Raw genomic sequence first — 26585 nt, 5'->3', positions numbered from 1 at the left:
CTGGAGTTCATTTCTTCGGGGGTGGTGGTGGTCCATTCGCGCCAGGCGTGGAGGATGTCCTCGACGTGTGGGGTGTCGAAGTAGAGGCCGCCGCCGTAGATCCGTTCGACGGGCATGAGGGCGATCTCCATGCCGGTGACGATGCCGAAGTTGTCCTTGCCGCCGAGCAGTGCCCAGAACAGGTCGGGGTCGCTGTCGGGGGTGATTTCCTTGATCCGGGCGTCGGCGGTGACGACTTCCATGCGGCGTACGTGGTCTGCGGCCCAGCCGTAGGTTCGGCCCAGCAGGGCCAGTCCGCCGCCCAGGACGTAGGAGACGGCGCCCACGTGGGGGGCCGAGCCGTTCAGGGGGGCCAGGCCGTGGCGGGCTGCCTCGGGCACCACTTGCTCCCAGCGCACACCGGCTTCCAGCCAGGCGGTCTCCGCGGCCGGGTCGATCCGTACCCCCGACATCCGCCGTGTGGAGACGAGAACGCCGCCGTCCATCGCGACGGACAGGCCGTGGCCGGTGGCCTGTACTGCCACCGGTAAGTCCCGCTCACCGGCGAACTCCACCGCCGCCGCCACGTCCGCGGCTGATACCGCGCCCACGATCACATCCGGCCGGTGCGTCACCGCACGCTGGAAACCGATGCGTTCCGCATCGAAACCGTCCCCGCCCGGCAGGAACACCTCACCCTCGACACGCGACACCAACCAAGAGAACTCACTCATAAGACAACCTTTAGACTCGGCGCTTATGGAACTGCGCCAGTTGGAATATTTCGTCGCCGTGGCCGAGGAGGCGAGCTTCACCAAAGGCGCCGCTCGCGTCCATGTGGCGCAGCCAGGTGTAAGTGCTCAAATCCGTCGACTGGAGCGCGAATTAGGACAGAAACTACTCGACCGGAGTGGTCGGCAGGTGCAGTTGACGGACGTGGGCGTCGCCGTGCTGCCGTACGCTCGTGCAGCTCTGGCCGCCGTGGCCGGAGCCCGGCTCGCCGTCGACGACCTCACCGGGTTGGTACGGGGTCAGGTCTCCATCGGGACGGTCGCCTCCTCCTCCCACTTGTCCTTGCCGAAACTGCTGGCTGAGTTCCACAAGCTGCACCCGTCCGTCGACATGTCCCTGTCCGAGGGCAACTCGGACCACCTGGCAGAAGGCCTGCGGTCGGGCCGGATCGACGTCGCGGTCATCGGCATGGCGACCGAGCCGCCTACGGGTCTGACCATCCAGGTCATCGCCGACGAACTGTTCGTCGGTGCGGTCAGCGCTGACCACCCGCTGGCACGCCGCGGGCGGGTGTCCGTCGAGGACGTGCGCGACGAGACGCTCATCTGCCTGCCGCCGGGCACCGGTCTGCGTACGTCCGTCGAGGCGGCCTGGTCAGCGTCGGGCGCGACGCCCCGCATAGCCTTCGAGGCCAGCGACCCGCTGGTGCTGGTGCAGCTCGCGGCCCGGGGCCTGGGGCTGGCCCTCCTCCCACAGCCGTTCGCCCGCGCCCACGCGCGGCAGCTGCGCACGGTGGTCATCGACAACGAGCACCTGAGGGGCCGACTGGCGCTGGCATGGCGCTCCGAAGGTCCGACCAGCCCGGCAGCGCGCGCCTTCATCGAACACGCCCGCCAGGGTCTTGCGGAGCCGGCCGGCTGAATCCCTGTCAGCGGGCCACTGCGTCCAGGTCGAACCTCGTACGCCGGAACGGGTACCCGGGCAACCGGACCCGATGGCTGCCGCCCCCTGGGTGCAGACCAGCCCAGTCCAGTTCTGTGCCCGCGATCCAGAGTCGACCGAGGGCCGTCAGTAGGATGCTCAGTTCGGGCGTCTCGTCCGCTGGGTGCGGAAGGGTATGGAGCATGAGAAGGTCCGGGCCCTCCAGCGCGGGGTGGCGCCGGGCGAGAGACGTCAGCGTCATCCCCGGCCCCACCTCGAGCAGGATGCCCCCAGGAACCTCCGCAACCGTGCTGAGGGCGTCATCGAACCGTACGGTGTGGCGCAGGTGCCGTCGCCAGTAGCCGGGAGTCGCGATGTCGCCCGGGTCGGCCCAGGACCCGGTCGTGTCCGAGATGACGGGCACCTCCGACCTGCCGAGCGTAAGGCCGGCCACGTATGCCTCGAACTGGTCGAGAATGGGCTCGACGAGGGCTGAGTGACCCGCTGTGGCGATCTTCAGGAGCTTCACCTCGACGTCCTCACGCGGGAACTCCCGGACGAAGCGCTCCACGAGTTCGGTCGGCCCCGAGACGGCCACCTGCCGCGGCCCGTTGACGGCACCGATGCCGAGCCCCTCCGGCAGCAGCTCAAGCACTTCGGACTCGGACATCCCGACGGCTGCCATCGATCCCGACGGAAGGCTCTGCAGCAGCCTGCCCCGTTCCACTACGAGGGCGAGCGCGTCGGGGAAGGAGAACACGCCGGCGACGCAGGCGGCGGCGTACGCACCGAGACTGTGCCCGACGACCGCCGCCGGCCTCACACCCCACCGCCGCAGGGCCCTGGCCAGTGCGTACTCGACCATGAAGACGGCGGGCTGGCCGACCTCGATGGTCGCGAGCGCACGGTGCGCCCGCTCGTCCTCGTGGTCGCCACCCGGGTCGACGACGGACCTCAGGTCGAATCCGAGCGAGGGCCCCGCCAGTTCGGCGCAGGCTTCGACGTCTGCACGGAAGCCGGGGTCGACCCGGTAGAGCGTGCGGGCCATACCCACGTGCTGGCCGCCCTGGCCCGGGAAGGTCAAGACGATGGGGCGAGCTGCCTCCGGAGCCGTACCGGACGGGGTCAGACGGCGCTTTCCGCTGGTCAGCGCCGCCGCGGCGACATCCGTTCCGGGGGCAACCACGAACCGGCGATGCGAGTGCCGGGCCCGCCCGGTCTGGAGCGTCCACGCAACGTCCCGCATGCGCTCCTGGGGTAGCCGTGCCAGATGCTGCCCGAGCCGGACGGTCAGGTCGTCGAGGGCCGTTGCGTCACGCGCCGAGAGGGGTAGCAGCTGCCAGTCTTCCTCCCCCTCCGGTTCGGGCTGGGCGCGGTGGGCGCGCGGCGGCCGCGCCACCACGACATGGGCGTGAAGTCCGTGCGGCCCTGCGGCACTCACGCCGATCAGTCTTGGTGCGTCGGCGTCGGCGGGCGCTGTGTCGGGCGCCACGGCCAGCACGGCGTCAAGGAAGGCGGCGACGCCGGGCATGGTGTCCGTTACTGCCCCGGGAGCCTGCGAGGGGTCGGCCCGCAGGGCCGCGACCGCTTCGGCCTGCACTTGTGCGACCGCGCGGGCCTGCCGCGCGACCCGTTCGGGGTCGTTCCCGCTGCCGACCGCCGTCCCGCGGACGACGGCATGGACGCGGTCGCCCGCTTCGAGCGCCGCCCGCAGGGGCTTGAGCACGACGACCCCGCAGCCGCCCACCGACTGCCCACGGTCCGCGGCTGCCGGGCGGATGGTGACCGCTCCAGCCAGCGCGATGTCGCAGTCGCCCGCGAGGAGCGCCTGCACCGCGCTGTGCACGGCCAGGAGCATCGTGGCTCCTGCCGCCTGCACCGTCACCGCGGGCCCAGCCAGGCCCAGCTTGTACGCGGGGCGGGCGGCGAGGAAGTCCACGCCCGTAGCGATCCTGATCTGCCAGTTGTCCGCGAAGGGCAGCCTTCGAATCTCGCGCCGCAGTCGTGCGGCATACGACGTACCGCCGCATCCGGCGTAGACGCCTATGACGCCTGGCTCCCGGGCTGGATCGCAGGCCGCGTCCTCCAGGGCGTGCTGGGCGCATTCGAGCAGGACCCGCTGCTGCGGATCCGTGATGAGCGCCTCACCGGGCGAGACCCCGAAGAACGCGTGGTCGAAGGCGTCCGCGTCCTCCAGTACCGGTCCAGGTCGGGAGCCCGGCCGGGATCGGGCCTGGTATGCGGCGATGCCGTCCGCCCGCGGGAACCGGACGGCCATGCCGACGATGGCGACGGCAGAATCGTCGTGGTCCAGGTCAATCGCGTTCATGTCGCACTCCTCCCTTGTCCTGCGCATGTGTGTTTTCCCCACGATCACGCCACTGGTACGGGCTGACGTGTGATGCGGCCGGCCCCTCCGCCGAGCACGGAATCGAGGGTGTTCGCCACCAGTTCGTGCGCGGCGCCCAGACGTACGGCGCTGGCTTCGTCGAGTAGCCGCAAGGAAGCTTCTTCGAGGGTCACGTCCAGCACGGACAGGTAGGTCTCCAGCTGGTCGACGCTGCGCGGGCCGATGATGGGCACCACGGCGGTCGCGGCCGAGCGGGCCCGTGACCGCAACCAGGCCACCGCCACCTGGGCGGGCTCCAGCCCCGTCGCCGCTGCCACCGAGAGGACGGTGTCGACCACCTCCACGCGCTGCGCGCAGTCCTCCGTACGGATGCCGCGGCCCTCCCAGTCACTGAGCCTGCCCCGTCGGCTCTCCCGGTACTTTCCGGTGAGCAGCCCGCCGCCCAGCGGGGCCCAGAGCGCGGTGCCGAGGCCCAGTGCCTCCGCCATCGGCAGCAGTTCCCGGTCTGCGCTGCGCTCGGCGAGGCTGTACTCGAACTGGATGCCCGCCAGTGGGCTCCAGCCACGCAGTTCTGCCGTCGTGACCGCGCGGGACACCCGCCAGGCGGGGAAGTTCGACAACCCGGCGTACAGGATCTTGCCGGCGCGGGTCAGATGGTCGAGGGTGGTCAGGATCTCCTCGACGGGGGTGACGGTGTCCGGCAGGTGGGCCCAGTAGAGGTCGATGTAGTCGGTGCCCAAACGCTTGAGGCTCGTGTCGACCGACCGGATGATGTTCTTGCGGCTGTTGCCCGTGGTGGATACGTGGGGACGCGTGTTGCCCAGCGAGAACTTGGTGGCCACCACGAAGTGGTCACGGTCGTTGCCGATGAGCTCTCCGAGGAGCTGCTCCGACTGGCCGATCTGGTAGCTGTCAGCGGAGTCGATGAACGTGCCGCCTGCCTCGGCGAAACGCTCGAATATCTTCCTGGACTCGTCCCGGCTGGCCCCGCCACCCCAGGACGAACCGAAGTTGGCCGTTCCCAGGGCCAGCTCGGACACCCGTAGACCGTTGGTGCGTCCGAAGGTCGTGTAGCGCATGGCGCCTCCTCTGTCGCTCAGTGCTCGGTGCCAAGCGCCCGGTGGACGTGGCGCAGCAGCTCTCGCCGCTGTTCGGGGTCGCGGAAGTAGAAATGACCACCGCGCAGGGTGCGGTGCTCGAAGTCCTCGCAGGTATGAGCCCGCCAGCCGGTCAGGTCGCTGTCCTCCTGGTCACCGACGAAGGCGGTGACGGCGACGGCGAGCGGGGGTTCCGGGACGAACGCGTAGGTTTCGGCGATCTCCATGTCGGCCCGGAAGTAGCCGAGGACGATGTCGCGCAATTCGTCGTCCTCGTGGACGGCGGCGGGCAGCGCTCCCCACCGGTACTCGATCTCGGAGAGCAGCTCGGCCTGGGGCAGGCCGTGCACCGGTCGCCGGCTGACGATCGGCGGAGGCTGTACGGACGACACGAAGAGCCGCGTCGGCTTGGGTCGGCCGGCGGTACGCAGGGCACGGGCGACCTCGTGAGCGACGAGCCCGCCGAGGCTGTGGCCGAAGAAGGCGAAGGGGCCGGGCCCGAAGTCGACCTGTTCCACCAAGGTGGCCACCAGGTCGGCCATGCGGGTGAAGGGCGGCTCCTTCTCCCGGGGTGCCCGCCCGGGCATCTTCACGCCCAGCACCCGCACCCCGGGCAGGTCACCGGACCAGCGCAGGAACTCGCCGACGGAGCCGCCGGCGTGGGCGAAGCAGTACAGCTCGACCGTGGCGCCGGGCTTGCTGTCCCGGCAGGCGAGCCAGCGGGTCCCTACGGGGCCGGTAGCCCGGGCGGCCGGGGTGGGAGGGTGCGGCACGGTCACTCCTGCGTTCCGTGGGTGGACGGATCGCTGCCGGAGAGTCTCGCATCGAGGAATTCCGCGAACTCAAGAGCCGTGGGTGCGGCGAACAGGGACTTCACGGTGATCTCAACGGGCAGGTGTTCGCGGACCTCGGCCAGGACCCGGGCGGCGATCAGCGAGTCGCCGCCGAGGTCGAAGAAACTGTCCTCGGGGTCGACCTCCGACAGGGCCAGAACTCGGCGGAACAGGTCCAGGACCAGCGGGAGGGTGCCGCCATCGGGGCCGCCGCTATCGGCTGGCCCCCTCGTGGTGGCGTACGCAGGCGCGGTGGCGGACCACGGAGCACCGGGGACGGGGCCGGCAGATCCGGGACCGACGACCGGCTCCGGCGGCCGCAGCAGGTAGGGGCGCCGTTCGAACGGATAGCCCGGCAGGTGCACCTTGGCCCTGGGGACCCCGTCGTGGAAGCCGCTCCAGCCGACGGGGACGCCGTCGGCCCACAGCCGCCCGAGCGTACCCAGTACGGAGGCAAGCGCCTCGCCTTCGCTCCCGCTATCGCCGAGCGGGGTGAGCGGCGACCGCCCGCCCCAGGCCGAGGGCGACGGAACTGTTCCGGGCCCCGGCTGGAGCAGCACCCGGTCCTCAGCCAACAGTGCGGCGAGCGCGACGTCCCCCCGCTCCGAACCGGACCACTCCCGTGCCCACCAAGCGGCGTCGGGCGCCGCACCGGCCGCGTCGTACCAGCATGCGTCCTGTGCGGAGAGCAGGGGGATCCGGGGTTGCCCGACTCCGAGCCCGGCGACCAGGCCGTCGAGGGTCGGCGCTCCCCCGGACTCCGCGCAGTGGGCCCGGGCCACCAGCAGACGCAGAGCGTCAGGCAGGTCGAGTACGTCCGCCAGGACGGCCGCAACGAGGGCTCCCGTCCCCGTTCCGAAGACGCCGGCCGGCCGCACGCCCCAGCGGATCCACAGCCTGGCGAGTGAATACTCGCGCGCGAACACGCAGATGTCGTGGACCGCAAGGTCGGACGGCCGGTCCTCACGGGTACCGGAGAGGGCTTCGTGCACGGCGGCGGCCTGCTCGGGGGCGAGAGCGTCGAGGCAGGCGGCGAAAGACCGCTCGTACTCCGGCTCGGCAAGCGGGTGCCACCCGGGGCCAGGACGCCCACCGGTACCGGGAAGGAGCAGAACGACCTCGCGGTCGCGTGCTGTTGCGCGTATGACATCCGCGGCGCCGCCCGCCAGGGCGGTCAGTGCGGCGGCCGCGTCGGCGGCCCGGTCGGCGACGGTGAAGGCACGGTACGGATGTTCCTGCCTGCCGGTCTGGAGGGTCCACGCCACATCGGCGAGCACCGTCTCCGGTGCCCTCCTCAAAAAGGCGGCAAGGTTGGCTGCGGCGGCGGACAGGGCCGCCGGTGTCCGCGCGGACACGACGAGGAGCTGCTCCGACCGAATTGGGGCCTCGGACCGAGGCGCGGGGGCCTCTTCCAATACCACATGGGAGTTGACCCCACCGATACCGAAAGCGCTGACCCCTGCGCGTCGGGGGCCGACACGGGGGCGCCACGGGGTGTACCGGGTGGCGACACGAAAGGGGCCAGAGGCGAAGTCGATCTCCCTGTTGGGTTCCTGGAAGTGAAGGCTGGGCGGGATCGCCGCATGCTCCAGCGCGAGGATCGTCTTGATGAGGCCGGCCGCGCCCGCGGCGGTGTCGGCATGTCCGATGTTGCTCTTGACGGATCCGATGGAGCAAAAGCCAAGTTCGTCGGTGTGCTGCTGGAACGCCCTGGTCAGTGCGGCCACTTCGACCGGGTCTCCGAGCGGGGTCGCCGTGCCGTGCGCCTCTACGTACGTGATGGTCCCGGCGTCCACCCCGGCGGTGAGCTGAGCGGCTCGGATCGCGGCCGACTGACCCTCGACACTGGGGGCCGTGAAGCCGATACGTGCGGAACCGTCGTTGGTGACGGCAGAGCCACGGACCACGGCGAGGACCTTGTCGCCGTCGGCGAGAGCGTCGGTGAGGCGTTTGAGGACCACGATGCCGACGCCGCTGCTCGCCACGGTGCCGTCGCCTCGGGCATCGAAAGTGCGGGTCACTCCGTCGGAGGAGAGGATGCCGTCCTCGCTGTACCCCGGCTGTTTCGGTGGGACGTGCACGGCTACACCGCCGGCTAGGGCCAGGTCGCAATCGCCGCCGAGCAGCCCCTGGACGGCCAGGTGGACTGCCACGAGAGCGGTGGCACAGGCGGACTGCACGGTCGTCGCGGGTCCGCTCAGGCCCAGCCGCTCGGCGGTACGGGATGCCAGGAACTCCGGTGCGGCAGCGAGCAGAAGGTCGTCGTCGGTCAGGTCGGGGAACCGTTCCCGATGGTCCTGCACTGTCTGTAGATGGGCGGTCTCCGTCGATCCGCCGTACACACCGACGGGTCCCGGGCATCGGTCGGGATCCCGACCGGCGTGTTCGAGAGCGGCTACGGCGCACTCCAGGAAGACGCGGAACTGCGGATCGAGGACGTGAGCTTCGTCGTCGGAGTAGCCGAAGTACCCGGCGTCGAACCACTCGGGGTGCTCCAGCAGGCCTCGGGCCGGCACATAGGTCGGGCCGTCCGCGAACGGGACGGCGCCGGTGCGCACCGGCCGGACCGGCTCCCGGGTGATGGTGTCGAGGCCCGAGGCGAGGTTGTGCCAGAACTCGTCGATGTCACGGGCGCCCGGGAAACGGCCGGCCATGCCGATGACGGCGATGTGGCCGCTCTCGTCCAGGTTCTGGCCGAAGTCAGTCACTCGTGCCTCCCCGGAATGCCGCCCGGCGGTCGGCGAGCTGGGCGCGGCCGCGCGTCCGGGGCTTGACCGCGGCGCGTGTGGCTGCGCCGGTGCTGCCCTCGTCGAGGTACCGGGCAAGGTCGCGGACCGTGGGGTGGGCGAAGAGCTCGACCAGCGACACGTCCTTGCCCAGCCGCAGGGCGATTCTTTCGCGGACCACGCTCAGCAGGAGGGAGTGCCCACCGAGATCGAAGAAGTTGTCCTGGAGCCCCACGTGCGGCAGTTCGAGAACCTCGCTCCAGATCTCGGCGACGACGCTCTCGCTCCGCCGTTCCGGTAAGGGCGACTGGGATGTCACGATGCCACTCCAATTCTTCTTCTATGGGAACCACAGGGGCGGTCTGGCCATTCGATCCTCCAAGCGCCGGACCCAGAAGTCCAATAGCTACATTCCCTGAGAGGCAGAACCATTCGTTATGCGTGGGCAAAGTTTGGGCGGACATGCCGAAAGCGCCGGCGGCCCGCTGCGCGGACGTCGCCGACGCCGTTCGGGAAAGGCACCTCTCAACCGCGCAGCACGGTTTTGCTGCGCATCAGGAAATCGGACAGGTAGCCGTCATGGGGCATGCCGGTGTCGGTCCAGTGGGTCGGATGGTCTCCCAGGTAGAGGTTGCTGATCGTCGGTTCGTGGAAGAGCGCGTCGATGAGCCGCTCGTCGCTCGTGAAGGCGCTCAGGACCAGGGTGTCCCGCAGTGGCGCCGTCCAGACGTCCCGGTTCCAGGGCGATACCCACACGCAGGGGAACGGGACCTCTATGCCGGCCTCGGGCGCGTCAGGGCGGTCGAGCTCGAAGACCGCAGGACGCAGGACTGCGCTGCCGTCTCCGAGTTCGTCGACGAAACCGTCGCCTCCCAGCCAAGGCCGCGCGCCCTCGGCCCGGCCGAGGACGTACTTCTCCAGAAGCCTGGCGGATCGGACGGCCTGCACCGGCAGCAGCGCGTTCTCGTCCTGCGGAGGCAGGCTCACCAGAGCGGCGAGGCGCTCGGCGAGGGCCTCGGCAACGGGTGCCGGGGCGCCCTCGACGAACACTGCGGTGGCGTTCACGCAGCCAGTGCCGCCGTGGTGCGCGATCGAGTCGACGACGGTGTCGAGATGGCGGGACCAGTCGACGTCGGTGGTCAGGAGGATCTTGCTTCGGCCCGGGGTCAACGGCAGCACGCCCCGGTCGTCGGCGAACTCCCGGATGACCTCGTCGCTGCCGTAACCCAGGTCCGCCTCGCGCAGCATGACCTCGGCGGCATCATGCTCGGTGGGCAGCAGGATCACGTGGTCGTCGGGGAACCCCGCGGCGCGCAGGGCCAGCACGAGCCGGTGCGGCGTGAGGGGTTCCCGCCGGGAGGGCCGCACCGCCACCCGATAGCCCAGGGCGAGCGCTTCGGGCCAGAGACTGTGCGTGCCGGGGTGGTTGCCCGCGGCATGCACGGCGAGGACCTCGCCCCGCCGCGCCCACACCGGTCGTCCGGTACGGGTGAGAGGGTCCCGCCAGTCCTCTGCGGCTCCCCAGGGACGGGCGAACCGTATGCCGCGGTAGATGTCTGCGGCGCGGCGGGCCAGGGTCCGGGTGGCCGTGCGGACCACGGGGAGCGGAATGCCGGCGACCCGGCTGACGGCGTACTCGTAGGCGGCCGGGGTGAGTCCGCCGAGCTCCGCCGTGGCGAACAGCTCGCCCGCACGGGCGATGGCCGCGACCCGTTCGTCCAGAGGCAGCGGGGTGGCCGCACGCAGGGCGCTCATGGCCCTGCTTACGAACACTCGGGGAGCAAGGCCTAGTTCGATGGCCGGGCTGCCCGTGAGGTCGGGAATGACATGGCGGTTGCGCGCCCGGTAGGGGCCGGCCGGGCCGAGTACGTCCAGGACGAGGGGACCGGGCCCGGATCCCGGGGTCCCTGCCATCAGTAGACCCCCTCGATGACGGCCTCTTCGTCGAACCGCGCCACCGGAGCGATGTCCTGGACCGAGTCGCCGACGTGCCCCGTGGGAGCCTCGACCCGGGTGGCGAGGTCGCGTTCAAGATTATTGGGCAGCAGCAGGCCCTTACTGACGTGGTTCATCACGACCTGGCCGCGTGCGCCGTGGGCCACCTGCTCACCTGTGGCCGGATCGACGACGGAGAAGGTCACGTACGGCGACAGCGTGTCGAAGACGCAGGCGTCCCCGTCGTCGGCGTCGAACCGCTGCCCGGCGATGCCCAGGATCATGGTGCTGCCGTAGTGCCCGTACAGCTTCAGCCCGGGGAAGACCTCGGTGCGGTACAGGTGGCGGGTGTCGGCGTCCATCTGGGTGCCTCCCCAGCGGATCGCCTTCACCTTCTCGTTGACGAGGTCGACGAGTTCGTCGCGGCGGGCGAGGCGCTCCAGCAGCGGCGGGGTGATCGTCATGACGCCGATGTCCTGGGTGCGCAGGATGAATGCCGCTTGGTCGACGACGTGTTCGGCGTAGTCGTCGGCCAGGTCCCGCCTGCCGGAGGCGAGCAGCTTCTTCACCCAGCGCGGGTCGAGGTCAATACGGAAGCCGAGGCTGCCGTGCGTGGTGGCCGACTCCTCGAAGACGCGTCCCACGATGTGGGGTCCGGAGGGCGTAACGCCGAGCCACTGGGCACCCCTCGGGAAGCCGTGCGCGTCGAGGTTGGCACTGCTCCAGGCCATCATCCGGTCCATCCAGTCGCGCAGGCAGACCACGCGCTTGGGCGCACCGGTGGTGCCTCCGCTCTCGTACGTGCCCACGATGTCCGGCGCCGCGCCGTAGCCCTTGGGTACGAGATCGGTCACGGGTACGTCGCGAAGCTCGTTCACCACGTTCGGAAAGAGCCGCAGGTCGTCGTGGCTCTTGACGTCCCTGCGGGGGTCGAAGTCGAGGGACCGGGCCCGCCCCAGCCAGTAGCGGGAGCCGGTCTCCGGGTTGAAGTGCCATTCCATGGCCACGCGGATGAACTCGTCGGGATCCGGGACGACATCGAAGGGCAGGTCCAGCACGGATCGGTCTACGGGTGACACTGTGCCTCCTGGGACGCATGAAGCGATGGATCGGTGGCCGCGCGACGGGCTCACCGCGGGGTGTGGAACGTCCGCCGGTACCAGAGCAGCGGGCGGCCGGGGCGCTCGGCGAGGACCCCCGTGAGTGCCCCGAGCAGCAGCTGGTGGTCACCGGCGGCCATGACCTCGTGCCGCAGGCAGCGGTACGCGGCGTGCGCGTCGGGCAGATGAGGCAGGTTCGTGCCCGGCCAGTCCGCGAAGTCCTCCCCGGCGAAGCGGTCGACGCCGTGGGCGGCAAACTTGGCGGCCACGGCCCGGTGTTGTTCGCCGAGCACGTTGACGACGAACTCCTGAGCGCTGACGAACGCGTCATGGCAGCTCGACGTCCGGTTGACGCCGACCAGCAGCAGCGGCGGGTCGAGCGAGACGGACGTGACGGAGCTGGCGGTGAACCCCCAGCGGCGGCCGAGGACGTCGACCGTGGTGACAACGGTGAGGGCGGCCGGCAGCAGTGACATGGCCTCGCGGAAATGCCTCGCCTCAGTCAGCTCCGTGGGTGGGACGGGAGGTTTCACAGTGCGCTCTCCATCGATGAGGCGTTCGCCGCGACCCGGCCGCCAAATCGGCCGGGTGAAAGGAAGTCGAGGGGGACCTCGGGAATACGGCCGGTGGCCAGATCGGCCAGGGCCTCCCCTATGCCGGTGGCATGCTTGAAGCCGTGCGCGTTGCACCCGCCGGCGACCACGACCCTCGGGTCGCCGTCCAAGGCGCCGAGGACGAACTGGCCGTCGGGTGTCCGGGTGAACAGCGATACGGCCGCCTTGGCCGGCAGTTCTTCCAGCCCGGGCAGCCGACCGGGCAGCATCCGGGCCAAGTCCGTCCAGTCCTCCGGGCGCAGGGCCCGCTCGCCATCGTCCTCGGGGTCGAGGGCGCGAGCCCCGGGGCCGTACCCCTCCAGCCCCAACTTCACCTCGTGCCCGCCCTCGGTGCCGTTGCCCCACAGCACGGGTCCCTCTTCGGTCTCGCGCATGAAGACCGGGAAGCGGTCCAGCTCGAAGCTGCCGTCGGTCACCACCGGCCGGAACCACGTCAGGGGCATCCGCAAGGTCTCCAGCGGCAGTGCCCCCACCAGGGCCGACAGCCACGACCCGGCTGTGATGACCACCCGGCGCACCCGGCTCTCCCCTTCAGCGGTTCGCAGCACGACGCCGCCGTCCACCGCTTTCACTGCCCGTACGCGGGTGTCGGTGTACACGCGGGCGCCGACGATGCCGGCGAGTCCGGTGGCGGCCCGTACGGAGTCCTCGGCACGCAGGATGCCCGCGGACGGCTCCCACACGGCGAGGTGGTGCCCGGGCACGCCGGTGTGCTGTGGGAACCGCTCACGCAGCTCGGCCACCCCCATGCTGCGCACCTCTATACCGTGCGTACGGGCCGCCCGCAGCGTTCCGCCGACGATGACGCCCGCTTCCGGCCCGATGAGCAGGCCGCCGCCGGGGAAGAAGAGGCGCTGTCCGGCCTCGTCCTGCAGCCTCTGCCACAGTTCCAGCGATCGCCTCGCGAGCGGCACCAGCCCCGGGTGTTCCAGACAGGTGGTGCGGAACATCCGGGAGCCGCCGTACGACGAACTGAGCGCGTGCCCGGGCTTGCGGCTCTCGAACCCGATCACGTCGACGCCACGGGAGGCGAGCTGCCACAACGCGGCGGCCCCCCACGCCCCCAGTCCGATCACGGCGACGTCCGCGTCCCACCGACTCATCTGCTCCTCTTTCCCGTCTGCGACCGAACCGGCTGGAACGACCGGAACCACCGGACCACGCGGTCGCGGTCCAGCACGTGAGTGGTCGGTACTCAATTGCCGTGGCCGTCCCGGGTTGAGTACCGCTCACTCAGGCCCCGGTGGCCCCCGCCGTGGTCCTCTCAGACGGGAAGACCCGCCCGCTGCCGTACGGCACCGCGGGCCACGAGAAGCGCAAGGGGGGAACGGATGCTCTTCAGGATTCTTGGAGCGCCGGAGCTGTACGACGAGCAGCGCCGGCGCCGGATACACCTGGCCAGCCCGATGCAGGGCGCCTTGCTGGGCGCCCTCCTGGGACAGCCGGGCGTCACGGTGCCGGCGGAGCAGCTGATCGGTGAGCTGTGGGGGGACCGCCCGCCGGCCAAGGAGGCAAATGCCCTGCAGGCCCATGTGTCCCGGCTGCGGGGGCGGCTCGCGCTGGTGGAACCCGAGCGTGCCAACGCGCCGCGCCTGATCCGGCACGGCACGGGATACGAGCTGACGGCCGGCGAACACGACACCGACGCAGGGCGGTTCCGGCTGTCCGTGGCCAGGGCCCGGGAACTCGCAGAGCACGATCCGCAGGCCGCGTACGACGCATTCCGGCAGGCTCTCGCGCTGTGGCGGGGCAACGTGCTGGAAGGCAGCGTCATGGGGCCGATCTGCGCCGGGGTGGCCGCCGAGCACGAGCGGACCCGGCAGGACGCGCTGGAGAAGCTCTTCGAAACCGCTCTGCGCACAGGGCGGCATGAGCAGGTGCTCGGTGAGCTGCGGGCGGCGGTGTCGGCGCACCCGGGGCGGACCCGTTTCCGGGAACAGCTGGCGCTCGCCCTGCGCCGGCGCCGACCGGCCGCGGCGGCGCCGGGGGCCCGCCGGCCGGGGCCAGAGGCCGACCGGCCCGGCGAGCTTGAGCGGCTGCGTGGCCTCGTCCAGTTGCTGGCCTCGGAGCAGCGGTCCCTGCGCAACCAGATCGAGGGATTGACGGCGCTGGTCAGCGCTCCTGAGTAGGAAACACGTCGAGCAGGTCGCTCATGCGGCCACTTCCTGTCCGGCGAAGACGGGCATGACGTGCGCGGCAAAGAGTTCCATCGCCGTGGCGGAGCGGGCGAAGGCCAGTCCTCCCGGGTTAAACTGGAGGCTGAAGGACAGGTCCGCGCCGAACTGCACGCGGACGGCGGCGATCTGTTCGCTCACGTCGTCCGGGTTTCCCGCGAGCACCTTGTTGGCCGCCAGCGACGCCTGGAACTCGTAGTTCTTCGCCTTGTCCAGGAACTTCTCGTAGCCCGGGTAGTCGGCCGAGCCACCTGCGGCAAGGGGGGCCACCGCACGGGCCATGTGCTCGACGTACTGCCGCTCGTAGAACTCGGCCTGGCGGTGTGCCTCCTCGCGTTCCGTGCCGAGGTAGCAGGTGAACTTGATCTGGATGCGCCGCTCGCCGGGAGGGTGACCGGCGCCGTCCCAGGCCGAACGGTACGCGTCGAGCATCCCGGCCAGCTGTTCGGCCGAGGTCACGGAGGGCACCACCTGCAGGTGATGGCCCGCGGCGCCGGCTGCCGCGCACGACTGCGCGCTCGTGGCGGAGGCGATGAAGATGGGGGGATGCGGCCTCTGGTAGGGGCGGGGCAACAGGGTCACGGGGCCGAACTCGTGGAAGCGACCCTCCCAGACCAGGTCCTCGGTGGTCCACAGCTGCCGTACGGCCTCGACGCCCTCGACGAAACGGTTCCGGCTCTCGTCCATCGGGATGCCGAACGCGGCGAACTCGGTGGGCAGGAAGGCCCGGCCGAAACCGACGTCGAGGCGCCCGTGAGAAAGGTGGTCGAGCATCGCCAGCTTGCCGGCCAGCTTCACCGGGTGGGTGAAGGCGGGGACGACGGCGCCGGTGGCGATACGGATCCGGCTGGTGCGGGCCGCAGCCGCGGCAAGCAGTGTGACCGGGTCGGGGCTGTAGCCGCCGTAGGCGGAGAAGTAGTGCTCGACCGTCTGTGCCTGTGTGAATCCCAGCGATTCGGCCAATTCGATGAGCCGCAAGGTCTCGTCATAGTACGAGGTGGCGGATTTGACCGCCGGATCGACCACTGGGAAGAAATTGACACCGAATTCCGTCATACCGCTCCTCCTGGTAACTGACTGATGTGCCAGTCCCAGGAAAAGCGGGTGTGCGGCGACCCGTCAACCGTCGGGGCATTTGCCCGTCAGGCTGTCAGTCCGCTGTCAGGAATGTCATTTCCCATTGCCCGGAGCGCGGCGGCCTGCTTGATTTCCGACATGCCTGCTGCGGGATGCGGCAGCAACCCCCCGACCTCAACGCCGGAGGACCCGTCATGCGCGGAACTTACGCCGTGCCGTACGCGAGCCGTGGCAGCATCCTCGGCGAAGCCGAGGCCAAGGCGCTCGAGCAACTGATCGGCTCGGACGGCTCACTGTCCGCGGGATCGGTCCGGGACCGCTTCGAGAAGCGGTTCCGCGAACACATCGGTACGCGGCACGCCCTGTCCGTCACAAGCGGCACGGTCGCGCTGGAACTGGCCATTCACCTGCTCGACCTGAAGGAGGGTGACGAGGTCATCGTCACCCCCCAGACATTCCAGGCGACCGCCCAGCCGCTGCTCGGGCTGCCCGTGTCCGTGCGGTTCTGCGACGTCGACCCCGACTCGCTGAACATCGACCCGGCGACCCTGAAGTCTCTGATCACGGATCGCACCCGGGCCGTCCTCCTGGTCCACTACGGAGGCTGGACCGCCGAGATGGACGAGATCATGGCGATGACCCGGGACCGGAACATCACGGTCGTCGAGGACTGCGCGCACGCATTGGGCGCGATGTACGACGGCCGCCGCCCGGGCGCGCTGGGCGACATCGGCTGCTTCAGTTTCCACTCGTCCAAGAACATCACCACCCTCGGTGAAGGCGGCATGATCACCGTGGACCGGGACGACTGGGCCGAGCGCCTCGACAGATTGCGTTCCAACGAGGTGGACGGCGACTTCTCGCCGGCCCGCCACCAGGGACTGATAACGGGTCGGGAGCTGCTGCCCTGGATGAAGTACGCGTCGTCCGCGTACGAGCAGGTGTGCTCACACATCCGCTGCCCGGGCACGAACGCCACCCTGTCCGAGGCGGCGGCGGCCGTGGGCCTCGTGCAGATGGACCGGCTGCACGGGCTGGTGGAGTGCAGGCGCGAGGTCGCCCGTCGGCTGGACGAGGTCGTCGCCCGCCACCCGTACACCCGTCTTCAGCAGCCCCGGCCCGGGGTGCGGCACGCCCAGCACCTCTACACCTTCTTCGTGGACGGCCCGCCGGGTCTGCGTGAGGCCGTGATCCGCGCTCTCGACGTGCGGGGCGTGGAGGTGCAGCTGCGCTATCTGCCACTGCACCTGCTGCCCGAGTGGCGCGAGCGCGGCCACGGGCTCGGGGAGTGCCCGGTCGCCGAGAAGCTCTGGTTCAGCCAGCACGTCAACCTGCCGTGCCAACCGGGGCTGTCTGATCAGCAGGTGGACCACCTGGTGGCCGCCCTCGACGACGTTCTCCGTTCTGAAGTGAAAGGACTGTCATGCCTCTCATCGACGTAAGGCTCTACCAGGACCGGCTCGACGAGCGCACCCGCGCCGAGCTGATCGGCCGTCTGACTGATGCCGCGGCCGCCGTGCTGGGGGACGAGGTGCGCGAGCACACCTGGGTGGTGCTTACCGGAGTGCCGCGACAGAGCTGGGGCATCGCGGGGGAGCCGGGCGCATGAACTTCGACGGCATCTACCTCGCGGGGGTCGGCACCCATCTCCCGCCCTCCGTCACGACGGAGGAGGCGGTCCGCACCGGCCGGTACACCGAGGAGGCCCATGAGGCATCGGGCCTGGAGTCGGTCGCCGTCGAGACGTCCCTGCCCGCAGTCGACATGGCCGTACGGGCCGCGCGGACCGCCGTCTCCCGCTCCGGCCACCAGGCGCAGGACTTCCTCGGCCTGCTACACAGCAGCACGTACTACCAGGGACCGGAGGGATGGTCGCCGGCCCACTACATCCTGCTCAACACCCTGGACCGGCCGATCTCCGCGCACCATGTCCAGCACGGTTGTCTCGGGGTCCTGGCCGGCCTCCAGACGGCGGCCCTGCGGCTCGCCGCGTCGTCCGACCCGGACGCGGCGATGCTGCTGACCGCGGCCGACAACTTCGAGACGCCGCTGGTGGATCGCTGGCGCTCCTCGTCGATGTTCGTCCTCGCGGACGCCGGTTCGTCGCTGGTGGTTTCACGGCGCGGCGGCTTCGCCCGGCTGCTGGCCATGGATTTCGTCTCGCAGCCCGGCATGGAGGCCATGCACCGCGGGGCGGAGCCGCTGCTGCCGCCGCAGGTGCCGGTGAGCCGGGTGATGGACTTCGACGCCAGGCTGGAGCACTGGCGGCTGAAGTGGGCCGAGGGCGGTGCGATCCCACTCGGCGACTTCGGCGAACTCATCGCGGACAGCGTGCAGCGCACACTGGCGGCGGCCGACAGCTCGCTCGAGCGAGTGACGCGGATCGTGCACAACGGCTTCAACCGGGACCCCCTGAGCGTCTTTCTCCTGGACCCGCTCGGCCTGTCCGCCGACCGCGGCACGTGGGAGCTCAACCGGCGCATCGGCCACGCGAGCGTCTCGGACTTCGCCCTCGGTCTCGAACACCTCTGGAACACCGGCCAGGTACGGCCCGGGGACCAGGTACTGATGCTCGGGTTCACCACGGGCATGGAAGCCGCCTGCGCCTTGCTGGAGATCACCTCCGGTCCTGAACCGGTCCGCTGACCGGCTGTCCCCCTCTCCCCCGTACCCGAAAAGGAGTTCTCCGATGCTCGAAGGATGCACCCCCTGGCCGCAGGACGTGGCCGCCCGCTACCGCGACGACGGCCATTGGCGCGGAGAGAGCCTCGTGGACCTGCTCGACACCGCCGTCACGGCCTACGGCTCCAGGACGGCGCTGGTCCAGGACGATGTCCGGATCACGTACACGGAACTGGGTCTGCGGACCCGGCGGGCGGCCGCCGGCTTCCGCGCGCGGGGCATCGAGGCTGGGGACCGGGTCGTGGTCCAGCTTCCCAACGGACCCGAATTCGTCATCGTCTGCTTTGCGCTGTTCCGGCTCGGCGCCCTGCCCGTCTTCGCCCTGCCTGCCCACCGCTCCCAGGAGATCACCCATCTGTGTGCGCAGTCCGGTGCGGTCGGCTACGTCTTCCCGCGCAGCCACCACGGCTTCGACCACACGGCGCTGGCCCGCCGGGTCCGCGACGAGGTCACCGGCCTGAAGCATCTGTTCATGTCGGGCAAGGGGAAGCCTGCGGACGGCGACATGGTGCCGCTGGCCGAGGTGGACGCGGATCCCGTGGAACTGCCCGCCCCGGGCCCTGCGGACGTCGCGTTCTTCTTGCTCTCCGGTGGGACCACGGCCCTGCCGAAGCTGATCCCCCGCACGCACGACGACTACGTGTACCAGACCCGGGCCGCCCGCGCGGCCGGGCCGGTCGACGGCGGCGACGTGTATCTCGCAGTCCTGCCGGTCGAGTTCAACTTCACCTGGGGATGCCCGGGCATAGTCGGAACGCTCGCCGTGGGGGGCACCGTGGTGCTGGCCCAGGACCCGACGCCCGAGCGCTGCTTCCCCCTCATCGAGCAGGAAGGCGTGACGTTCACCTCGGTGGTGCCGAGCGTCCTCCAGCTGTGGTTGGAGGCAGCGGAGTGGCACGACGCCGACCTGGGCAGTCTGCACTTCCTCCAGGTCGGCAGCGCCAAGCTGTATCCGGAGGTGGCGGCACGCGTCGAACCGGCCTTCGGCTGCCGGCTCCAGCAGGTCTTCGGCATGGCCGAGGGCCTGCTCACCTTCACCCGCGAAAGCGATGCCGCGGACACCGTCCTCACCACCCAGGGGCGGCCCGTCTCCCCGGCGGACGAGATCCGCATTGTCGACGAGGAGGGCCGCACACTACCGGCGGGCGGTATCGGCGAACTCCTCGCCCGTGGCCCCTACACGTTGCGCGGCTACTACCGTGCCCCGGAGCACAACGGCCGGTCCTTCACCGACGACGGTTTCTACCGCAGCGGGGACCTGGCGCGGCTGACGCCCGAGGGCAACCTCGTGATCGAGGGACGCATCAAGGACGTCATCATCCGGGGCGGTGACAAGGTGTCCGCGGCCGAGGTCGAGGGGCATCTGCTCGCCCTGAGCTCCGTGGCGCGCGCGGCCGTCGTGCCGTACCCCGACGAGTACCTGGGCGAGCGCACCTGTGCCTTCCTCGTCCCCGTGGACCGGCCCCCGGTACTGGCGGAGATCAAGGTGGCTCTGGAGCAGCGGGGCCTGGCCGCGTACAAGCTGCCGGACCGTGTCGCAATCGTCGCCGAACTCCCCCTCACCGGCCTCGGAAAGACCGACAAGAAGGTGCTTGCCGCCATCGCCCGTGGCGAGCGCGTGCCCGCCTCGACGGCGTTCCTGCCCGTCGCCGCGGCAGTCCATGCGGCTGTGCCGGACGCGGGCTGAACCGATCACCACGGAAAGGCAGACATCATCATGAACACCGAAGCCCCCCGCTCGGCGGACGAGATACGCGCGGCGGTCGCCGCGCTGATCAGCCCCGAGCCGGAGGACATCCCCGACCACGCGAACCTCGTTCTGCTGGGCCTCACTTCGCTCGACCTGATGCGGCTGAGCGGGCGCTGGCGCCGCGGCGGCATTCCGGTGAAGTTCGAGTCCCTCGTGGCCGATCCCACCATCGAGGGCTGGGTCCGGCACGTCGCCGCCGTCACCGCGGACTCTTGAGCCCGCCCGCCTCTCTCCCGCACCGACCCGCGAAGGAGCCAGGACCTTGGCGCTCTCCGCCACACCCGCGATACCCGCCATCCGCGCCTATCCCATGCCCGCCTCCACCGACCTGCCGGAGAACACGGCCACATGGAAGGTCGACCCGCACCGCGCCTTGTTGCTGATCCACGACATGCAGCACTACTTTCTGCGGTTCCTGCCGTCCGGCCAGGAACCGCGTACGGGCCTGGAGGACCGAGTGACGGCGCTGCGGCAGGCCGCCGCCGCCGGAGGCGTGCCGGTCGCATACACCGCACAGCCCGGCGACATGACCCCGTTGCAACGCGGCCTGCTGGCGGACTTCTGGGGACCCGGCATGAGTGCCGCACCCGAGCACCGGGGCTTCCCCGAGCGGTTCGGGCCCGCGGTCAGGGATCACGTTCTCACCAAGTGGCGGCCCAGCGCCTTCTACCGCACGGGCTTGCGGGAGCTGATGCGCTCACAGGGCCGAGACCAGCTCGTCCTGTGCGGCGTGTACGCACACATCGGGGTACTCCAGACCGCCTGCGATGCCCTGGCCCGTGACATCGAGTCGTTCCTCGTCGCCGACGCGGTGGCGGACTTCGGCGAGGCCGACCACCGCATGGCGCTGGAGTACGCGGCGGCCCGCTGCTCCGTGGTGCTGCCCACGAAGACCGTACTGTCCGCCTTCGCGGGCCCTGGCGCGGGAGCCCCTCGATGACTGGAGGTGGCGCGGTGGCCGACCTGGTGAACCGGCTGACCGGCAAGGACGCGCCGGACGCGTTCGCCTTGCTGCACCGCCCCGAGGCCGACGGCGAGGACGCGCTTGACGTGCTCATCGGCGACGTGACGCCGGCCGCCACCCTCGCGGACGTCCCCGTACCGGCGGCGCGGGCGGGCGGGCCCCACGAGCAGCTGGTCCTGCTGCCCTACCGGCAAATCGCGGAGCGGGGCTACGAGTGCCCGGACGATGGCGAGGAGCTGCTCGTCATGGACATCCGCGACCAGAGCACCGTGGCGCTGGACGCGTTCCTCGAAGGACTGCCCGACCTGCCGCTCACCGTACGGGACGGCGCGTTCGACGTCGACGACGATGTGTACGCGCAGACGGTGCGCCGGATCATCGAAGACGAGATCGGATCAGGCGCCGGCGCGAACTTCGTCCTCAGACGCACCTATACCGCGTGGATCAACAACTGGTCGGCCGTTTCGGCGCTGGCCCTTTACGGACGGCTGTTGCGTAACTCCCAGGGCGCGTACTGGACGTTCTTGATCCGGTTGGGTGGGCGGACCCTGATCGGAGCCAGTCCGGAGCGTCACATCACACTGCACCGGCGCACGGCCGTGATGAACCCGATCAGCGGCACCTACCGCTACCCGCACGGCAGTGCCACCCCCGCGGCCGCACTGGAGTTCCTCGAGGACGGCAAGGAGCGCAACGAGCTCTACATGGTGCTCGACGAGGAGCTCAAGATGATGAGCCGGCTCTGTCCCGAAGGCGGCCGGGTCGTCGGGCCACAGCTACGGGAGATGAGCCATCTGGCCCACACCGAGTACTTCATCGAAGGGCGCTGCGACGCGGACCCGCGCGCGGTGCTGCACGAGACCCTCTTCGCACCGACGGTGACCGGCAGTCCCCTGGAGAGCGCCTGCCGCGTGATCAGCAAGTACGAGCCGGACGGCCGCGGTTACTACGCCGGAGTCGCCGCCCTGCTCGGGAGGGACGCCGACGGGGAACGCCGACTCGACTCCGCGATCCTGATCCGTACCGCGGACATCACGCAGCGCGGCCGGCTGCGGCTGGGCGTGGGAGCCACCCTGGTGCGCGACTCGGACCCGGCGTCCGAGGCCCAGGAGACCCGCGCCAAGGCCGCCGGGCTGCTCGCCGCCTTCGACGGCGGGGCGCCGGACGAACGGCCACCGAGCCGTCCGGAGGCCGGACGGCTCGGAGCCGACCCGCGCGTCTCCCGCGCCCTGCGGGCACGCAACGACCCGCTGGCCGGCTTCTGGCAGTCCTCGCCAGGCGACCGCTCGCCCCGGCCGCCGCACCTGGTGGGCTGGCGAGCCCTGCTGATCGACGCCGAGGACACCTTCTCGGCCATGGGTGCGACGCTTCTGCGCGCGCTCGGACTCGACGTGAGCATACGGCGGTTCGACGAGGACTACTCATTGACCGGGCAGGACCTCGTGGTCGTGGGACCCGGACCGGGTGACCCACGCGAGGTGGGCAACGCGAAGATCGCCTATCTTCGGGCGCAGACACGAAATCTGCTCGAGGCGGGCACCGCGTTTCTGTCGGTCTGCCTCGGCCACCAAGCACTGTGCGGCGTCCTGGGCCTTCCTCTTGTCCGCAAGGACGTCCCGCACCAGGGGGTACAGCGCACCATCGACCTCTTCGGGCAGCGCGAGGAGGTGTTCTTCTACAACACGTTCGCAGCCGTGTCGTCCGCCGACTCCATCAGCGGCCACCCGGCCCGGCCCGGCCCGGTGGAGGTGTGCCGGGACGGGGCGACGGGTGAGGTCCACGCGCTGCGCGGACCGGGCTTTGCCTCGGTCCAGTTCCATCCCGCGTCCGTAATGACCCGCGACGGCATCGGCATCCTCGAAAGACTCATCGGCACCGTGATGGCGCCCTCGCCCGACTTTCCACGAGATCGTGAGGCCACCCCATGAGCTCTTCCCTGGTCACCGGCAGCGCGCTGCCGCACACAGTGACGGCCCCGACCGTCGCACAGCACCCGGGCTGGCAGGACGACGAGGCCGTCCACGACGTCACCAGGCGGCTGGCCGGCTATCTTCCGCTGGTCCTGCCCGCCGAATGCGACCGGCTCAGGGCCCGGATGGCCGCAGTCGCGAGCGGCGAGGCGTTCCTGCTCCAGGGTGGCGACTGCGCCGAGACGTTCGACGCGCTGAGCGCCGAGTCGGTGGCGGCCAAGCTAGACACACTCCTCGCCATGGCCGACTCCCTGACGGCCGGTGCACGGCTGCCGGTCGTGGTGGTGGGCCGGATCGCGGGCCAGTACGCCAAACCGCGGTCCCATCCCACCGAGGTGCGCGACGGCGTCGCGCTGCCCGCCTACCGGGGCGACGCGGTCAACGGGCTGGAGTTCTCCGCCGCGCTCCGCACGCCGAACCCGTACCGGATGCTCCGGATGTACGGAGCGGCGGCCGCCACCCTCAACAGCATCAGGGCGCTCTCGGCCGTGGCAGGCGGTCCCGGAACGGCCATCGGAGCCGACCTCGCCCTGCGGCCGCAAGAGTTCTTCGTCTCCCACGAGGCCCTCCTGCTGGACTACGAGCGTGCGCTGACCCGGCTCGATCCGCGCACCGGCGCCCAGTACGCGGGCTCCGCACACCTCCTGTGGGCAGGCGAACGGACCCGGCAAACCGACGGTGCCCACATCGACTACCTCGCAGGTGTCGCAAACCCGGTTGCGGTGAAACTCGGCCCGCGGGCCACCCCGGACGAGGCCCTGGAGCTCGTGCGACGGCTCGCCCCGGACGGGGAGCCGGGACGGCTCACCTTCATCGTCCGCATGGGCGCCGACCGGGTGCGCGAGGCACTGCCGGATCTGGTGGACCGCATCACCGCGTCAGGCGCGCGGGTGGGCTGGGTGTGCGACCCGATGCACGGCAACACCTTCACCGCCCCCTCCGGCCACAAGACCCGCGCTTTCTCCGACATCCTCGCCGAGATCGCCGGCTTCTTCGAGGTGCACCGGTCGCTGGGGACGCATCCTGGCGGCATCCACCTGGAGATGACCGGAGAGGACGTCACAGAGTGCGTGGGCGGCGGCGGGGGCACGAGCCTGGGCGATCTGCCCCTGCGCTACGCGTCCGCATGCGACCCCCGGCTGAACCGGGAACAGTCCCTCGAACTCGGCAGGAGCGCCGCGCGCATCGCCGGGAGCGGCAGGAGGTACCCGTACCCCACTCGACCGTGACGGCAGACAGCGAGCGGCCCGCACCACCAATCGTGGCGACCGTCAGGAGCGGCGGCGGCCCGCGAGCCTAGAGCGGGTGCCGCCCGCTTTCCGCTGCGGCCCCCCGGGATCGAGCCGGTGGGCCAGCTCCGAACGAGCGGTGATCCCCAGCTTTCCATAGGTGCGGTGCAGATGGTTCTCGACGGTGCGGACCGACACGTACAGCCGGTCAGCGACCTCCTGGTTGCTCAGACCCGCCGCCACCAGGGCGGCGACCTCACGCTCCCGGACGGTCAGGGCGGTGGTGAGAGCGGTGCGGCTGCCACCGGGTGCAGCGACCCACGGCGGCAGAGTCACCCCCGTGGAAGCCGTGATCTCCTGGCACAGCAGCCGGGCGGCGCGACTACGGCTCTGCCGGCCACCGACCTGGTGGACCTGGGCGGCCTGCGCGGCGGCCTCAGCAGCGAGTGGGTGAAAGCCCAGGGCCGCGCAGCGTTCGGCGAGCTCCTCAAGCGCGCCACCGTCCCGCAAGGCCAGCGCCCGTACGTGCCGGGCCTGAAGATCCGTCGTACCGGACAGCCCGGAGCCGTCCGGCAGCGCTGCCACGGCCTCTTCGGTGGCGCCCAGCCGGGCAGCAAGATGAAGCGCCGCGACCTCCTGGGCACGCCGTCCGGCCCTACCGGCCGTCGCGGCGACCGACAAGGCAAGATGCACGGCCCGGGCACGGTCGCCGACATGAGCGTGCACCAGGGCTGATTCGATGGCCGTCCCGTCCTGCGCCAATGGATAGCCGACGCCCTGACCCTCCAGTGAACGGACTTCGACGAGGGTGCGTACGGCCTCTGCGTGCTCGCCCGCCTCGGCAAGGGCTGCGGCGAGCTGGGCCAGTGTCCAGGAAGGGGCCGCGAGCCAGTCGGGGACCTCATCCACGGCGGCGGCCCTGCGCAGTTCCTCCACGGCCGCGTCCCAGTGGCCGCGGGCGCGGTGCAGCCGGACGCGCAGCAGTGCGGCGCGCACCCGGCCCTGCGGATCGCCTTCGTCCCACCAATGCATACCGCCGAGGCGGGCGGCGGCCGCGGCGACGCCAGTCGTGTGGAGAGCGGCGTACGTCCGCATCCACTGGGCGGCCGTATCTACGGAGCTGTGACGCTTGTCTTGATCCAGGGGCAACTCGGACAGCAGACGGACGCCCGTCGCGGGGTCGCCGCGCTCGACCAGGGCGAAGGCCGCAGGGACGATGACCAGGCTCTCACGGGCGGCATCGCGAGGGAACCGCGCGGTCCCCGCTGCGTCGGAGACGTCCTCGAACCGGTCCTCGAGCAACCCGAGCAGGCTGCGGGCGCCTAACAGCCGGAGTCTGCCCCGGCCCCGCGCGCTGACCAGGCCACCTTCGACGATGCCCACGGCCTCGGCCGTGCGGCCCAGCCCGAAGGCCATGTTCACCGCCCGGATGGCAAGGGCCTTCTCGCTCCTGCCCGATGACCGGTCGGGGACACTCGCGAACACCCGCTCCGCTTCGCGATGCCGCCCTTGGCCCTGAAGGGCCTGCCCGAGGACGAGCCGCACAGGGACTGTGGCAAGACCGTCGGGGCTGTCCACCTGCGACAGGACGGTTCGCGCCAGAGCCTCGGCCCTGCCGAAGTCGAAGCGGCGCAGAGCGTGTTCGGCGGCGGCCCGCAGCTGCTCGGCGGGAGGTATCTGGCCGGCGGCGAGCCGGAGGTCGACCACGCGGGGGACATCCTCCTGACGGCGCATGCCCACGCCCTCGATGGCGTCGGCGAGTTGACGGCGCAGCCGGCGGCCTTCGAGTTCCGGCATGGCGCGCAGCACCACCGCCGAGTACAGAGGGTAGGCGAGCCGCAGACGCAGCCTGCGGCCAGCGCGTTCGGTCACGACGAGGCCGCGGCGATTGAGTGACTCGGCGGCATGGGCCAGTCCTGTAGCGACAGGCAGGTCCGCCTCCAACGGTTCGCCCAGCGCGACGAGTTGGACAAGTTCACGTTCGTCCGGCCGCAGGGCACCCAGACGCAGCTGGACCAGGGCCGCCGGCCGGTCCGTGGGATCGGCCGGCAGCTCTCCCCGCCACTTCCAGATGGAGCCCTCGTTACGGAGGGTTCCGGTTGCGAGGGCAGCGTCAGTCAGTTCGCGGAGAAGCAGGGCATTACCGCGCGTGGCAGACCACAGCCGCTCCATGGAGTCGGCCGACGGCTGGCCGCCGAGCCGGGACTGGAGCACCTTCGCAGTCGCGGTCCGGTCTAGGTGGGGCACTTCAACGCGTTCGACGAGATGCTCGACCCACAGGGCACTGATGTCACCGGGCATGGCCACGCCCGAGAGGACTGCCGCGACCAGCCTGAGCCGACCGTCCCGGACAAGCGCGTACAGGCAGGCCGCGACGGCCGAGTCGATCAGGTGCGCGTCGTCGAGGCCGAGCACCAGCGGGGCAGCGGGCGACCCCTGGGGCACGCGCGGG

The 26585-nt window shown here is 70.6% G+C and carries 22 protein-coding genes; 10 read left to right on the top strand and 12 right to left on the bottom strand.

Annotated features, from left to right (window positions below):
* Positions 1-713: FAD-binding oxidoreductase (locus J7E94_RS26125; RefSeq protein ID WP_215019249.1), on the bottom strand; the 713-nt coding region annotated here is incomplete at its 3' end.
* Between the two features lie 25 nt (positions 714-738).
* Between J7E94_RS26125 and J7E94_RS26120 the strand changes: the two genes are divergently transcribed.
* Complete coding sequence (locus tag J7E94_RS26120; RefSeq protein ID WP_215019248.1) at positions 739-1632, top strand: LysR family transcriptional regulator; 894 nt, start codon at positions 739-741, stop codon at positions 1630-1632.
* A gap of 7 nt (positions 1633-1639) precedes the next feature.
* Here J7E94_RS26120 and J7E94_RS26115 read toward each other — a convergent pair whose 3' ends face one another.
* The 9 genes from J7E94_RS26115 to solA all read right to left on the bottom strand — a co-directional run bounded on the left by J7E94_RS26115 (position 1640) and on the right by solA (position 13390).
* Positions 1640-3961 (bottom strand): type I polyketide synthase, encoded by a 2322-nt coding sequence (locus tag J7E94_RS26115; protein WP_215019247.1) that lies wholly within the window; start codon positions 3959-3961, stop codon positions 1640-1642.
* 44 nt (positions 3962-4005) lie between these two features.
* Positions 4006-5061, bottom strand: coding sequence for an aldo/keto reductase (locus tag J7E94_RS26110; RefSeq protein ID WP_215019246.1), 1056 nt, complete (start codon positions 5059-5061; stop codon positions 4006-4008).
* 17 nt (positions 5062-5078) lie between these two features.
* Positions 5079-5852, bottom strand: a complete 774-nt coding sequence (locus tag J7E94_RS26105) for a thioesterase II family protein (protein ID WP_215019245.1) — start codon at positions 5850-5852, stop codon at positions 5079-5081.
* Between the two features lie 2 nt (positions 5853-5854).
* On the bottom strand, positions 5855-8620 hold the full coding sequence (locus J7E94_RS26100; protein ID WP_215019244.1) for a type I polyketide synthase: 2766 nt from the start codon (positions 8618-8620) through the stop codon (positions 5855-5857).
* Positions 8613-8957 carry a phosphopantetheine-binding protein gene (locus tag J7E94_RS26095; RefSeq protein ID WP_215019243.1) on the bottom strand — a complete coding sequence of 115 codons (345 nt, stop codon included), beginning with the start codon at positions 8955-8957 and terminating at the stop codon, positions 8613-8615. Before J7E94_RS26095 ends, J7E94_RS26100 begins: the two co-directional genes overlap by 8 nt.
* A gap of 206 nt (positions 8958-9163) precedes the next feature.
* On the bottom strand, positions 9164-10552 hold the full coding sequence (locus J7E94_RS26090) for an aldehyde dehydrogenase family protein (RefSeq protein ID WP_215019242.1): 1389 nt from the start codon (positions 10550-10552) through the stop codon (positions 9164-9166).
* Entirely contained in the window at positions 10552-11652 is a 1101-nt protein-coding gene (locus J7E94_RS26085) for a long-chain fatty acid--CoA ligase (RefSeq protein ID WP_215019241.1), read from the bottom strand. The genes J7E94_RS26090 and J7E94_RS26085 overlap by 1 nt, the downstream gene beginning before the upstream one ends.
* Before the next feature lie 50 nt (positions 11653-11702).
* Positions 11703-12149 (bottom strand): flavin reductase family protein, encoded by a 447-nt coding sequence (locus J7E94_RS26080; RefSeq protein WP_215019240.1) that lies wholly within the window; start codon positions 12147-12149, stop codon positions 11703-11705.
* A 53-nt stretch (positions 12150-12202) separates the two neighbouring features.
* Positions 12203-13390: an N-methyl-L-tryptophan oxidase gene (gene solA, locus J7E94_RS26075; RefSeq protein WP_215019239.1), complete on the bottom strand. Its 1188-nt coding sequence runs from the start codon at positions 13388-13390 to the stop codon at positions 12203-12205.
* Positions 13391-13618: 228 nt separating this feature from the next.
* Between solA and J7E94_RS26070 the strand changes: the two genes are divergently transcribed.
* Positions 13619-14416, top strand: coding sequence for a BTAD domain-containing putative transcriptional regulator (locus J7E94_RS26070; RefSeq protein WP_215019238.1), 798 nt, complete (start codon positions 13619-13621; stop codon positions 14414-14416).
* A 21-nt stretch (positions 14417-14437) separates the two neighbouring features.
* Here J7E94_RS26070 and J7E94_RS26065 read toward each other — a convergent pair whose 3' ends face one another.
* Complete coding sequence (locus J7E94_RS26065) at positions 14438-15517, bottom strand: LLM class flavin-dependent oxidoreductase (RefSeq protein WP_215019237.1); 1080 nt, start codon at positions 15515-15517, stop codon at positions 14438-14440.
* 215 nt (positions 15518-15732) lie between these two features.
* Here J7E94_RS26065 and J7E94_RS26060 point away from each other — a divergent pair, with 215 nt between their 5' ends.
* From J7E94_RS26060 to J7E94_RS26025, 8 genes are all read left to right on the top strand, one after another.
* Positions 15733-16980: a DegT/DnrJ/EryC1/StrS aminotransferase family protein gene (locus J7E94_RS26060; protein ID WP_215019236.1), complete on the top strand. Its 1248-nt coding sequence runs from the start codon at positions 15733-15735 to the stop codon at positions 16978-16980.
* A complete protein-coding gene (locus tag J7E94_RS26055) occupies positions 16962-17147 on the top strand; it encodes a tautomerase family protein (protein WP_215019235.1) in 186 nt (61 codons plus the stop codon). The genes J7E94_RS26060 and J7E94_RS26055 overlap by 19 nt, the downstream gene beginning before the upstream one ends.
* Complete coding sequence (locus tag J7E94_RS26050) at positions 17144-18184, top strand: ketoacyl-ACP synthase III family protein (protein ID WP_215019234.1); 1041 nt, start codon at positions 17144-17146, stop codon at positions 18182-18184. Before J7E94_RS26055 ends, J7E94_RS26050 begins: the two co-directional genes overlap by 4 nt.
* Before the next feature lie 43 nt (positions 18185-18227).
* The gene (locus tag J7E94_RS26045) at positions 18228-19907 is read left to right on the top strand and encodes a (2,3-dihydroxybenzoyl)adenylate synthase (protein WP_215019233.1); all 1680 of its coding nucleotides are present in this window, start codon (positions 18228-18230) and stop codon (positions 19905-19907) included.
* Between the two features lie 30 nt (positions 19908-19937).
* Positions 19938-20186, top strand: a complete 249-nt coding sequence (locus J7E94_RS26040) for a phosphopantetheine-binding protein (RefSeq protein WP_215019232.1) — start codon at positions 19938-19940, stop codon at positions 20184-20186.
* A gap of 94 nt (positions 20187-20280) precedes the next feature.
* Positions 20281-20910 carry an isochorismatase family protein gene (locus J7E94_RS26035; protein WP_215019252.1) on the top strand — a complete coding sequence of 210 codons (630 nt, stop codon included), beginning with the start codon at positions 20281-20283 and terminating at the stop codon, positions 20908-20910.
* Entirely contained in the window at positions 20907-22862 is a 1956-nt protein-coding gene (locus J7E94_RS26030; RefSeq protein ID WP_215019231.1) for an anthranilate synthase family protein, read from the top strand. Before J7E94_RS26035 ends, J7E94_RS26030 begins: the two co-directional genes overlap by 4 nt.
* Complete coding sequence (locus J7E94_RS26025) at positions 22859-24133, top strand: 3-deoxy-7-phosphoheptulonate synthase (RefSeq protein ID WP_215019230.1); 1275 nt, start codon at positions 22859-22861, stop codon at positions 24131-24133. Before J7E94_RS26030 ends, J7E94_RS26025 begins: the two co-directional genes overlap by 4 nt.
* A gap of 42 nt (positions 24134-24175) precedes the next feature.
* Here J7E94_RS26025 and J7E94_RS35785 read toward each other — a convergent pair whose 3' ends face one another.
* Positions 24176-26578: a LuxR C-terminal-related transcriptional regulator gene (locus J7E94_RS35785; RefSeq protein ID WP_215019229.1), complete on the bottom strand. Its 2403-nt coding sequence runs from the start codon at positions 26576-26578 to the stop codon at positions 24176-24178.
* Between the last annotated feature and the right edge of the window lie 7 nt (positions 26579-26585).

Origin of the sequence: Streptomyces sp. ISL-94 (assembly GCF_018614075.1) — a bacterium.
In the GTDB taxonomy this organism is placed as follows: domain Bacteria; phylum Actinomycetota; class Actinomycetes; order Streptomycetales; family Streptomycetaceae; genus Streptomyces.
Note: the sequence above shows the minus strand (reverse complement) of the source record. Positions and strands in the feature narration are given on the sequence as shown.